We start from the raw sequence: 12,165 nt of genomic DNA on the forward strand, positions 1-12,165 counted from the left end.
TGCCGCGCGCCCATGTGCCGTACGTCAAGGAGGACGAATGGCGGGGCATTTCACCCCACTACAGCAGGACCACCTACTGGCCGTGGAACTCACCAGCGGCAACCGTGCCATCGTGGCGATCATCGCCGTGGTCGCGCTAGCCGCCCTCGGGCTCGCAGTGGTGCTGCTCCGTCAGGTACTCGCCGCCGGCGAGGGCACGGACAACATGAAGAAGATCGCGGCGGCGGTACAGGAAGGCGCCAACGCCTATCTGGCCCGCCAGTTGCGCACGATCGGCATCTTCGCCGTCGTGGTGTTCTTCCTGCTCTTCCTGCTGCCCGCCGATGACTGGTCGGAGCGCTCCGGGCGCTCGATCTTCTTCCTGGTGGGAGCCGCCTTCTCGGCGGCGACCGGCTACATCGGCATGTGGCTCGCGGTCCGCAGCAACGTGCGCGTGGCAGCCGCCGCGCGCGCCGCCACCCCGCGCGAGGGCGAGCCCGCCAAGGACCTCACCGCGGTGAGCCACGAGGCGACCAAGCTCGCGTTCCGCACGGGCGGCGTCGTCGGCATGTTCACTGTCGGCCTCGGCCTGCTCGGCGCGTGCAGCGTCGTGCTCGTCTACGCGGCCGACGCGCCCAAGGTGCTGGAGGGCTTCGGCCTCGGCGCCGCGCTGATCGCGATGTTCATGCGTGTCGGCGGCGGCATCTTCACCAAGGCCGCCGACGTCGGCGCCGACCTGGTCGGCAAGGTCGAGCAGGGCATCCCCGAGGACGACCCGCGCAACGCCGCCACCATCGCCGACAACGTCGGCGACAACGTCGGGGACTGCGCCGGCATGGCCGCCGACCTCTTCGAGTCGTACGCCGTCACCCTGGTGGCCGCGCTCATCCTGGGCAAGGTCGCCCTGGGCGACGCGGGCCTCGCCTTCCCGCTGATCGTCCCCGCGATCGGGGTCGTCACCGCCATGATCGGCGTGTTCGTCGTGGCGCCCAAGGCCAGCGACCGCAGCGGCATGACCGCCATCAACCGCGGCTTCTTCATCTCCGCGGTGATCTCCCTGGTGATGGTGGTCGTCGCCGTCTTCGCGTACCTCCCCTCGTCGTACGCGGACCTCGACGGCGTCGGCGCGGGCATCGCCGAGCACGACGGCAACCCGCAGGTGCTCGCGCTCGTCGCGGTCGCCATCGGCATCGTGCTCGCGGCGGTCATCCAGCAGCTCACGGGCTACTTCACCGAGACCAACCGCCGTCCCGTACGGGACATCGGCAAGACCTCGCTGACCGGCCCCGCCACCGTGGTGCTCTCCGGCATCTCCATCGGTCTGGAGTCCGCCGTCTACACCGCGGTCCTCATCGGCCTCAGCGTCTACGGCGCGTTCCTGCTCGGCGGCACGTCCGTCATGCTGGCGCTCTTCGCGGTCGCCCTGGCCGGCACCGGCCTGCTGACCACCGTCGGCGTCATCGTCGCGATGGACACCTTCGGCCCGGTCTCCGACAACGCCCAGGGCATCGCCGAGATGTCCGGCGACGTCGAGGGCGAGGGCGCCCAGGTCCTCACCGACCTGGACGCGGTCGGCAACACGACCAAGGCCATCACCAAGGGCATCGCCATCGCCACCGCGGTCCTCGCGGCGGCGGCGCTCTTCGGCTCGTACCGGGACGCGGTGGACCAGGCCGTGAGCGAAGCGACCAACGTCGGCAACCCGCTGGGCCTCAGCCTGGACATCGGGCAGCCGAACAACCTCGTCGGACTCATCCTCGGCGCCGCGGTCGTCTTCCTCTTCTCCGGCCTGGCGATCAACGCCGTGTCGCGCTCCGCGGGCGCGGTGGTCTTCGAGGTGCGCCGGCAGTTCCGCGAGCGCCCGGGGATCATGGACTACTCGGAGAAGCCGGAGTACGGCAAGGTCGTCGACATCTGCACCCGGGACGCGCTGCGCGAGCTGCGTACGCCCGGTCTGCTCGCCGTCATGGCGCCGATCGCGGTCGGCTTCACGCTCGGTGTCGGCGCGCTGGCCTCGTTCCTCGCCGGCGCCATCGGCGCGGGCGTGCTGATGGCGGTCTTCCTGGCCAACTCGGGCGGCGCCTGGGACAACGCCAAGAAGCTCGTCGAGGACGGCCACCACGGCGGCAAGGGCAGTGAGGCCCACGCCGCCACGGTGATCGGCGACACCGTCGGCGACCCGTTCAAGGACACCGCGGGCCCGGCGATCAACCCGCTGCTGAAGGTGATGAACCTGGTGGCGCTGCTGATCGCGCCGGCGGTGGTGAAGTTCTCGTACGGCGACGACTCCAACATCGGCGTACGGGTCGTCATCGCCGTCGCGGCCATCGCGATCATCGCCGGCGCCGTGTACATCTCCAAGCGCCGGGGCATCGCGGTGGACGAGGAGCCGGAGACCACGTCGTCCGCCGGTGCGGCGCCGGCGTCCTCGACCGACCCGGCGGTGGTCAACGGCTGAGACCGGATACGGCACCCACACCCCGCCGGCCGGGAGGCGCGACCGCTCCCGGCCGGCGGGGTGTGGTGTTCCCACGGACCGTTGTGGCCAGCGTTATTGGTGTGACTGTCGTGGCAAATGGCGCACGACGCGGCGTGCGGCCACGGCGATTCGTCGTACCGGCGGGGTGCCGGTGTATGTTCCGGGTGTCTCAGTCTCGAAGGGATGATCCGGTGAACAAGAAGCTTGCCGCCGCCCTGGCCGGTGCCGCCGTCACGCTGCTTGCGGCGAGCGGCTGCAGCGAGGACAACGGCGCGGAGGTCCAGAAGTGGGCGGGCTCGCTCTGCGACCGGATCCAGCCGGAGCTGCAGAAGCGGGACCAGGCCAACGTCGCCATCAGCGAGGCGACGACGGAGAAGGACCCGCAGAAGGTGCAGGAGGCGGACGCCCAGGCGTTCGGCGAGATCTCCGAGGCGTACACCGCGATGAGCAAGGCCGTGAACAAGGTGGGCGCGCCGCCCGTCGACGACGGCAAGAACACCCACGGCGGGGCCGTGACCGAGCTGCAGCGGGTGGCCGCGGCGTACGCGGACCTGCAGAAGCAGGTGGAGGACCTGGACACCAAGGACCAGGCGGCGTTCGCGGAGGGCCTGCGGGAGCTGGCGGGCGAGGCGGACAAGATCAGCAAGAGCGGCGACGAGGCGCTGAACAAGCTGCAGGCGGGCGAGGTCGGCGAGGCGCTGGCCGAGCAGGAGGGCTGCCAGAAGTCGAAGGCCAAGCCGTCGCAGAAGGCGTAGCCGCCCGCGGCGGACCGGTCGGCGGGGGACGTGGTGCCGGCAGCACAATGGTGCCCGTGAGCGCGACCGACGACCTTCCCCGCCCCGACCATGCCGCCGAGGTGCGCGCGGCGCTGCTGGCGGCGGGCTTCACCGCCGGCGGCCTGCTGGACCTCCTGGGCGCCCCCGCGTACGCGGCCCTGGCCCGCAGCGAGACCGTCCCCGCGGAACGGGCGACACGGTGGCCGCCGGGCGGGACGCCGCCGGCCCTCGCCACCCTGACCCGGCTCTTCCTCCTCCAGCACGCGGTTCCCCGTGCCCACGCGGCGGCGGTGCTGCCGCTGGAGGCGTGCCTCGCCGACGGCTGGGTGCGCCGGGACGGCGAGGCGGTACGGTCCGTGGTCGACGTACGGCCGTACAGCGGCCCGGCGGGACAGGACTGGTGGATCGTCTCGGACCTGGGCTGCGCGGTGGGGGGCGCGGCGGGCGCCCGCAGGGCCGCCGCGTCCGGAACCGGGGGCCCGGGCCCGTCCGGTGCGGATCTCGTCCTCGGCGTCGGCGGCGCCTCGACCACGCTCGCCGGGCTCACCGTGCCCCTCGACGGCGGGCGCGTGCTCGACGTCGGCACCGGCTCGGGGATCCAGGCGCTGCACGCCGGTGCCCGCGCCGACGCCGTCACCGCCACCGACGTCAACCCGCGCGCCCTCGCCTGTGCCCGGCTCACCCTCGCCCTCTCCGGGGCGCCCGCGGCCGACCTGCGCGCGGGGTCGCTCTTCGAGCCGGTGGCCGGTGAGCGGTACGACCTGATCGTCTCCAACCCTCCCTTCGTCATCTCGCCCGCCGCCCGGCTGACGTACCGCGACGGCGGCATGGCCGGCGACGAGCTGTGCCGCACCCTCGTCCGCCGGGCCGCGGACCACCTCGCCGACGGCGGCTACTGCCAGCTCCTCGCCAACTGGCAGCACGTCGAGGGCGAGGACTGGCGCGAGCGCGTCGCGGGCTGGGTGCCGCCCGGCTGCGACGCCTGGGTCGTGCAGCGCGAGGTGCAGGACGTCACGCAGTACACGGAGCTGTGGCTGCGCGACGCGGGCGACCACGCCGACCCCGCCGCCTACGCCGCCCGTTACGACGACTGGCTCGACGCCTTCGCCGCCGGCCGCACCCGGGCCGTCGGCTTCGGCTGGATCACCCTGCGCCGTACGGACGCGGCGGAATCCGCGGTCACCGTCGAGGACTGGCCGCACGCGGTCGAACAGCCGCTCGGCGAGGCCGTGGTGGAGCACTTCGCGCGGCAGGACTTCCTGCGCCGTACGGATGACGCGGCGCTGCTGGCGACGACGTTCCGGCTGGCGGACGACGTGGTGCAGGAGCAGGTGGGCCGGCCGGGTGAGGAGGATCCGGAGCACGTGGTGCTGCGGCGGGAGCGGGGGATGCGGCGGGCGACGCGGGCCGACACCGTCGCCGCGGGGTTCGCGGGGGCGTGCGACGGCACGCTGCCGGCCGGGGTCATCCTGGACGCCATCGCGCAGGTGCTGGAGGAGGACCCGGCGGAGCTGCGGGAGCGTACGCCGGGGGTGATCCGGCTGCTGGTGGAGCAGGGTTTCCTGGCCCCGGAGTGAGCGCCCGCGGGCCGGGCCGAAGAGCCGGCAGGCGGGCCGGCGCCGGGGCTACACCAGGTTCCGTACCACGGCCCACACCAGCGCCACGCCCAGCACCGCGGCCGTGCCGATCCGCCCGAAGGACGGCTGCCAGCGGCGCCCGCGTACGCCCTCGTACAGCCAGCGGCCGTAGAGCACCGTCGCCAGCGGCAGACCGAGGAGCAGCATCAGGGCGTTGCTGTGGAAGGCGGAGCCGGGGTCGCCGTGGAGGATGTCGTACGCCATGCGGGTAACGCCGCAGGCGGGACAGTCCACACCGGTGAGCCAGTTGATCGGGCAGCGGGGCAGCCAGTGCCCCGGCTCGTGGGGGTTCGTGCCGTACAGATACACCGCGCCCACCGCCCCCGCCACGGTGAGCGAGAGCGGCAGCGCGGCCGGATGCGTACGCACGCGGAGCCCGCGGTCCCGCCGGCTGCGGCCGGCGGGACCGTCGGGCGTCCTGCGGGCGGTCGGCCCGTCCTCAGTAGCGGAGAGGCCGGCCCTGGGCATCGGTCTTGTCCTTGCTCGTCAGCAGGATGATCCCGTCGATGAAGCTCCAGATGAACAGCCCGCCGCAGGTGAAGAGCTGGGCTATGGCCATGCCGGTGTGACCGGTGTAGAAACGCCCGGCGCCTATGTTGCCGAGGGTCATCTGGAGTACGCCGGCGACAATGGTTGACTTGTCGGAGAACGGGCGGCCGTGATGGTCGTACCCGTACGGCGCATTCGGATCGGCCGACGGCATACCCGGGGCCTGCGGCAGGTTCGCCGGAGGCGCCGCGGGCTGGCCGTACGGGTTCTGCGAGGGGTCGACCTGCCCCTGCTGCGGATAGCCATAGCCGGGCGGCTGGCCGTATGGGTTCTGATTCGGATCGGACACTGGTCGTCCCCCCGGTCGGATGTCTGAAGTGGTGGGCTCCGGCCGGCCTCTCGGCGCGGTCGGACGCCCATACTCCCATCTGTAGTACAGGCTGCTGTCAAGGGGCTGTGCGATAGAGACCGCCGCGACCGGAATGTGCCCTGTGCGGGAGCTAGGCGGCTTGTCGGGTTACCGTTCGAGTGGCGCCCCGGGTTTTAGCCGCTTGACACGGGGGCGGGTTGTACCGTCACACTCCGCAGCAACGCCCAGCACAGCGACGTACGACCCGCACAGCCGTCCACAAGGCCACCGAAAACGACCACCGGCAAGATCGCCGCGAATCCCCCCACCAGATCGCTGCCAGCTTCCGACCGGAGAAGAGAGAGCCGAAGTTGTCCGCCACCAGCAAGACCCGCCGACTCGTCATCGTCGAGTCGCCTGCCAAGGCGAAGACGATCAAGGGCTATCTGGGCCCCGGCTACGAGGTCGAGTCGAGCGTCGGGCACATCCGCGATCTCCCGAACGGCGCCGCCGAGGTGCCGGCGAAATACAAGGGAGAGTCCTGGGCGCGGCTCGGGGTGAACGTCGATCATGACTTCGAGCCGCTGTATGTGGTGAACAGCGACAAGAAGCAACAGGTCAGCAAGTTGAAGAAACTCCTGGCCGAGTCGGACGAGCTGTATCTCGCGACGGATGAGGACCGCGAGGGCGAGGCCATCGCCTGGCACCTGCTGGAGGTGCTGAAGCCCAAGGTCCCGGTGCACCGGATGGTCTTCCACGAGATCACCAAGGACGCGATCCGCCAGGCCGTCGCCAACCCGCGCGAGCTCAACAAGAAGCTGGTCGACGCCCAGGAGACGCGCCGCATCCTCGACCGGCTGTACGGGTACGAGGTCTCGCCGGTGCTGTGGAAGAAGGTCATGCCCCGGCTGTCCGCCGGCCGGGTGCAGTCCGTCGCCACCCGCCTCGTCGTCGAGCGGGAGCGCGAGCGCATCGCGTTCCGCTCCGCCGAGTACTGGGACCTGGCCGGCGTCTTCTCCACCGGCCGCGCCGGCGACGCCACCGACCCGCGCAGCTTCGGTGCCAAGCTCTCCGCGGTCGACGGCCGCCGGATCGCCCAGGGCCGCGACTTCGGTCAGGACGGGCAGCTCAAGAACGGGTCGTCGGCGGATGTGCTGCACCTGAGCGAGGAGAGCGCCCGCGCGCTGGCCGCCGCGCTGCAGGACACGGCGTTCGCGGTACGCAGCGTCGAGGCGAAGCCGTACCGGCGCTCGCCGTCGGCCCCGTTCCGTACGACGACGCTGCAGCAGGAGGCGTCGCGCAAGCTGGGCCTCGGTGCCAAGGCGACCATGCAGGTGGCCCAGCGGCTGTACGAGAACGGCTTCATCACCTATATGCGCACCGACTCCACCACGCTGTCGGAGACCGCGGTCGCCGCCGCGCGGGCGCAGGTCACGCAGTTGTACGGGCGCGACTACCTGCCGGACCGGCCGCGGAACTACGCGGGCAAGGTGAAGAACGCGCAGGAGGCGCACGAGGCGATCCGGCCCTCCGGCGACCGCTTCCGCACGCCGGCGGACACGGGCTTGTCCGGCACGGAGTTCCGGCTGTACGAGCTGATCTGGATGCGTACGGTCGCGTCGCAGATGAAGGACGCCACCGGGCAGTCGGTGACGGTGAAGCTGGGCGGCACGGCGGCCGACGGGCGGGACGCCGAGTTCTCCGCGTCCGGCCGGGTCATCACGTTCCACGGCTTCATGAAGGCGTACGTCGAGGGCTCCGACGACCCCTCCGCCGACCTCGACAACCGCGACCGGCCGCTGCCGCAGCTCGCCGAGGGCGACCGGCTGAGCGCCGAGGAGATCAGCGCGGACGGTCACGCCACCAAGCCGCCCGCCCGCTACACCGAGGCGACGCTGGTCAAGGAGCTGGAGGAGCGGGAGATCGGCCGCCCGTCCACGTACGCCTCGATCATCGGCACGATCCTGGACCGCGGCTACGTCTTCAAAAAGGGCACGGCCCTGGTGCCGTCCTTCCTCTCCTTCGCCGTCGTCGGCCTGATGGAGAAGCACTTCGGCCGCTACATCGACTACGACTTCACCGCCAAGATGGAGGACGACCTCGACCGCATCGCGCGCGGCGAGGCCGAGGCGGTGCCGTGGCTGCGGCGCTTCTACTTCGGTACGGACGACGTCGTCACCCCCGCCGAGGAGCGGGCCGGCGCCGACCACCTCGCGGGGCTGAAGGAGCTGGTCACCGACCTGGGCGCGATCGACGCCCGGGAGGTCTCCACGTTCCCGGTGGGCGAGGGGATCGTGCTGCGCGTCGGGCGCTACGGGCCGTACGTGGAGCGCGGCGAGCGGGACACCGAGGAGCACCGGCGCGCGGACGTGCCGGACGAGCTGCCGCCGGACGAGCTGACCGTGGAGCTGGCCGAGGAACTGCTCGCCAAGCCCAGCGGGGCGTACGAGCTGGGGACCGACCCGGAGACCGGGCACCAGATCGTCGCCAGGGACGGGCGCTACGGGCCGTACGTGACCGAGGTGCTGCCCGAGGGCACGCCGCAGTCCGGCAAGAACGCGGTGAAGCCGCGGACGGCGTCGCTCTTCAAGTCGATGTCGCTGGACACGGTGACGCTCGACGACGCGCTGAAGCTGCTGTCGCTGCCCCGCGTCGTCGGCACCGACCCGGAGAGCGGCACGGAGATCACCGCGCAGAACGGGCGCTTCGGCCCGTACCTGAAGAAGGGCACCGACTCGCGCTCGCTGCAGAGCGAGGAGCAGCTCTTCACGGTGACGCTGGAGGAGGCGCTCGCGCTCTACGCCCAGCCCAAGCAGCGCGGGCGGGCCGCGGCGAAGCCGCCGCTGAAGGAGCTGGGCGAGGACCCGGCGAGCGGAAAGCCGGTGGTGGTCAAGGACGGGCGCTTCGGGCCCTACGTGACGGACGGCGAGACGAACGCGACGCTGCGGCGCGGGGACGAGCCGGAGTCGATCACGCCGGAGCGCGGGTTCGAGCTGCTGGCGGAGAAGCGGGCGAAGGGGCCGGCGAAGAAGACCGCGAAGAAGGCGGCGAAGAAGGCCCCCGCGAAGAAGGCGCCGGCCAAGAAGGCGGCGGCCAAGAAGACCGCCGCGAAGAAGACGGCGGCGAAGTCGGCGGCGAAGAAGACCGGGACGAAGACGGCGGCGGCGAAGAAGGCGACGACGAAGAAGACGGTGTCGGCGAAGGCGGACGTGCCGGACGAGGACAGGTAGCCCGCGCCCGGGAGGGCGCGGGTGGGTGCCCGGCCGGGTTTCGGCCGGGAGCGGGCGCGGGGCGGAGGCCGCGGACTGTCCACAACCGGCTAGTTATCCACAGAACCGGGCAAGTGTTCGTGCGAAGCTCACCGGTCCGGCCCGTCCCGCTAGGCTGACCGCATGCGAGCCGACCAGCCGACGACAGCGCCGGACCCCACCGAAAGCCTTGTCGCGGACTCGCGCGAGCGCGCCGTGCGAGCGCTGCTGCGCGTGCCGTCCCTGAGGCGGATGTGGGGCGCCCATCTCACGAGTGCCACCGCGGACGCGCTGGCGCTGCTCGTCCTCGTGCTGCTCGCGCTGCAGGCGGGGCTCGTGGCCGAGGCGTTCGGCGGCGGTTACCGCGGCGCGGCGGTCACCGTCAGCGTGGTCTTCGCGGTCCGGCTGCTGTCGACGGTCGTCTTCGGCGCCGTGCTGCTGGGCCCGGTCGGGTCGCTGCTGTCCGGGTCCGGGGCGCTGGACCGGCGCTGGACCATGGTCGGCGCGGACGTGGTGCGCGCGGGGCTGCTCATCGTCGCCCCGCTGTGGATCGACTGGACGCCGGACTCGGCGCTGACCTGGATCCTCGTCACCGTCTTCGTCGCGGGCGCGGCCGAGCGGGTGTGGATAGTCGCCAAGGACAGCGTCGCCCCCGCCCTGCTGCCCGCGCCGCCGCCCGAGGGCGCGGCGGTGCGGCCGCTGCCCGACCACGGTGCCGCGCTGCGCCGGCTGTCGCTGCGCACGGGGTACGGGGCGCTGCCCCTCGGCGCCGCCGCGCTGCTGGTGACGGCGTGGATCGGCCGGCTGCTGGGTTCCGGGTCCGACTGGTTCGACGGGCATCCCGGCGCCGTGGGCTCGTATCTCGCCGCCGGGCTCTTCGCGGCGTCGGTCTCGGTGCTGTTCGTCATGGAGCTGCCCGACGGCGGGGCGCGGGCCCGCTCGCCCCTGGAGGGGCTGCGCCGGCCGCGGGGTGCGGACGGCGGCCCGGAGCGCGGGCGTACGGGCGCGGTGCCGCTGCTCGTCAGCGCCTGCGCGGCGGCGGCCGCGGCGCTGGCCGCCGCCGTGGCGCTCGCCGTCCTGCAGGCGCAGGAGGCGTACGACCTCAACGGCACCATCGCGTACGCGCTGCTGGCGCTCGCCGTCACCGCCGGGCCGGTGCTCGGGGTGCGGACGGCGCCGCGGGTGCTGCCCGGGCTGTCCCGGCGCCGGCTGCTGGCGCTGGCCATCGGCGTCGCCGGGATCGGCCTGCTGCTCGTCGGCCTGGTGGCCGACGCCGCGACCGGGGTGCTGTGCGCGCTGCTGGCCGCGACCGCCGCCGGTGTCGCCGCCGCCACCGGGCACGCGCTGCTGGAGCAGGAGACGGAGGACACCCGCAGGCCGCGGCTCATCGACCATCTGCACGCCGTCTCCCGGGTCGCCGTCGCGCTCGCGCTGATCGGCGCGCCGCTGCTGGCCGCCGCCATCGGCAGGCACCGCCTGGAGGCGGGCGACCTGGTCTTCGCGCACGGCGGCGCGGCGTTCACGTACATGCTGGCGGGTGCGCTGCTGCTGCCGGTGGCGGTGCTGGTGCTGGTGCGCACCGACGACCGGCAGGGGGTGCCGCTCCGCGTCGACCTGCGCGCGGCCGTGCGCGGCGCGGACCCGGAGGAGGGGCTGGCGCAGAGCGGGTTCTTCATCGCCGTCGAGGGCGGTGACGGGGCCGGGAAGTCCACGCAGGTCGAGGCGCTGGCGCAGTGGATCAGGGACAAGGGGCACGAGGTCGTCGTCACCCGCGAGCCCGGCGCCACGTCCATCGGGCAGCGGCTGCGCTCCATCCTGCTCGACGTCTCCACCTCCGGGATCTCGCACCGCGCGGAGGCCCTGCTGTACGCGGCGGACCGCGCGGAGCACGTGGACGGCCTCGTCCGGCCGGCGCTGGAGCGCGGCGCGGTGGTCATCACCGACCGGTACATCGACTCCTCCGTCGCCTACCAGGGCGGCGGGCGCGAACTGTCGCCGACCGAGGTGGCGCGCATCAACCGCTGGGCCACCGGCGGGCTCGTACCGCACCTGACCGTGCTGCTGGACATCGCGCCGGAGACGGCGCGGGAGCGCTTCACCGAGGCGCCGGACCGGCTGGAGTCCGAGCCGCCGGAGTTCCACGAGCGGGTGCGCGCGGGATTCCTGGCGCTGGCAGCCGCCGACCCGGCGCGCTACCTGGTGGTCGACGCAGGGCAGGACCCGCAGGTCGTCACCACCGCCGTGCGGCACCGCCTGGACCAGATCCTGCCGCTGTCGGAGCAGGAGGTGCGCGCCCAGGAGGAGGCCCGCCGCAAGGCGGAGGAGGACCGCAAGCGCCGGGAGGCCGAGGAGGCCGCGCGCAAGGCCGAGGAAGAGCGGCGGGAGCGGGAGCGGCAGGAGCAGTTGGAGCGGCTGCGCCGCGAGGAGGAGGAGCGCAAGCGCCGCGAGATCGAGGAGGCCAAGCGGCTGGAGGCCGAGCGGGAGGCGGAGCTGGCCCGGCAGCGCGCCGAGGAGGCCCGCCGCCAGGCGGAGGAGGAGCGCAGGCGCCGCGAAGCCGAGGAGGCCGCCCGCCGCGCCGAGGAGGACCGGGTCCGGCGGCAGGCCGAGGAGGAGGCGCGGCTGCGCCGGGAGGCGGAGGAGCGCCGCAAGGAGAAGCAGCGCAAGGCCGAGGAGGCGCTGCTGCGCGCGGAGCAGGAACGGCTGGCGGCGGAGGCTGCGGCGGCATCCGCGGGGGCCGCGGCGGGCAACGACACCACGCAGCAGCTTCCGGTGACCGGCGATGCGGACATGCAGGAGACGTCGCAACTGCCGCAGACCCGCCCGGACGCCGGCCCTGACGCGGAGGAGACCCGCGTCATGCCGCAGGCGCCGGACCCGGACGCCGAGGAGACGCTCCAGGTGCCCCAGGTCCCGGAGCCGGAGGACCGGGACTCCCGCAGCCGCCCCCGCCCGGAGTGGGCGGAGGAGACCCCGCTGGACGACCTCCCGACCCTGGCCGACGAACTCCTGGGCCCCCGCGTCGAGGACGACCGCGACGACCGCCGCCGCTGACCCCCTGCGGGGGGCGCGGCGGGGGGACGGGGCGCTGCCGGGTGCCTGGTGGGGCGTGCGCGTGGCGGGAGGGGACCACGCGCCACGGCCGGTCCGGTTGGCCCGGTCGTGCGGCGCGGCCGTGCCGGGGAGTCCCGCCGGGCGCCGGTGCGGCTGC

Annotated in this window: 7 protein-coding genes; 5 read left to right on the forward strand and 2 right to left on the reverse strand. The window is 73.3% G+C overall.

Annotated elements, in window-relative coordinates:
- Window positions 1–37: 37 nt before the first annotated feature.
- From I003_RS0120840 to I003_RS0120850, 3 genes are all read left to right on the forward strand, one after another.
- Entirely contained in the window at window positions 38–2,437 is a 2,400-nt protein-coding gene (locus tag I003_RS0120840) for a sodium-translocating pyrophosphatase (protein ID WP_027773280.1), read from the forward strand.
- A 212-nt stretch (window positions 2,438–2,649) separates the two neighbouring features.
- Window positions 2,650–3,213, forward strand: coding sequence for a hypothetical protein (locus tag I003_RS0120845; protein ID WP_027773281.1), 564 nt, complete (start codon window positions 2,650–2,652; stop codon window positions 3,211–3,213).
- Window positions 3,214–3,260: 47 nt separating this feature from the next.
- Window positions 3,261–4,811 carry a DUF7059 domain-containing protein gene (locus I003_RS0120850; protein ID WP_027773282.1) on the forward strand — a complete coding sequence of 517 codons (1,551 nt, stop codon included), beginning with the start codon at window positions 3,261–3,263 and terminating at the stop codon, window positions 4,809–4,811.
- 48 nt (window positions 4,812–4,859) lie between these two features.
- Here I003_RS0120850 and I003_RS0120855 read toward each other — a convergent pair whose 3' ends face one another.
- Together I003_RS0120855 and I003_RS32770 are read right to left on the reverse strand one after the other, a co-directional pair.
- Complete coding sequence (locus tag I003_RS0120855) at window positions 4,860–5,339, reverse strand: DUF2752 domain-containing protein (RefSeq protein ID WP_027773283.1); 480 nt, start codon at window positions 5,337–5,339, stop codon at window positions 4,860–4,862.
- The gene (locus I003_RS32770) at window positions 5,311–5,709 is read right to left on the reverse strand and encodes an NINE protein (RefSeq protein ID WP_027773284.1); all 399 of its coding nucleotides are present in this window, start codon (window positions 5,707–5,709) and stop codon (window positions 5,311–5,313) included. The genes I003_RS0120855 and I003_RS32770 overlap by 29 nt, the downstream gene beginning before the upstream one ends.
- A gap of 371 nt (window positions 5,710–6,080) precedes the next feature.
- Between I003_RS32770 and topA the strand changes: the two genes are divergently transcribed.
- On the forward strand, window positions 6,081–8,939 hold the full coding sequence (topA, locus tag I003_RS0120865) for a type I DNA topoisomerase (RefSeq protein ID WP_027773285.1): 2,859 nt from the start codon (window positions 6,081–6,083) through the stop codon (window positions 8,937–8,939).
- A gap of 162 nt (window positions 8,940–9,101) precedes the next feature.
- Window positions 9,102–12,008: a dTMP kinase gene (tmk, locus tag I003_RS0120870; protein ID WP_486584314.1), complete on the forward strand. Its 2,907-nt coding sequence runs from the start codon at window positions 9,102–9,104 to the stop codon at window positions 12,006–12,008.
- The last annotated feature ends 157 nt before the right edge of the window (window positions 12,009–12,165 follow it).

Source organism: Streptomyces sp. CNQ329 (assembly GCF_000482585.1).

Bases quoted from the DNA above. Each gene is read 5' to 3' on its own strand.
- I003_RS0120840 (WP_027773280.1), top strand. From the start codon at position 38: ATGGCGGGGCATTTCACCCCACTACAGCAGGACCACCTACTGGCCGTG.
- I003_RS0120855 (WP_027773283.1), bottom strand. From the start codon at position 5,339: ATGCCCAGGGCCGGCCTCTCCGCTACTGAGGACGGGCCGACCGCCCGC.
- I003_RS0120850 (WP_027773282.1), top strand. From the start codon at position 3,261: ATGGTGCCCGTGAGCGCGACCGACGACCTTCCCCGCCCCGACCATGCC.
- tmk (WP_486584314.1), top strand. From the start codon at position 9,102: ATGCGAGCCGACCAGCCGACGACAGCGCCGGACCCCACCGAAAGCCTT.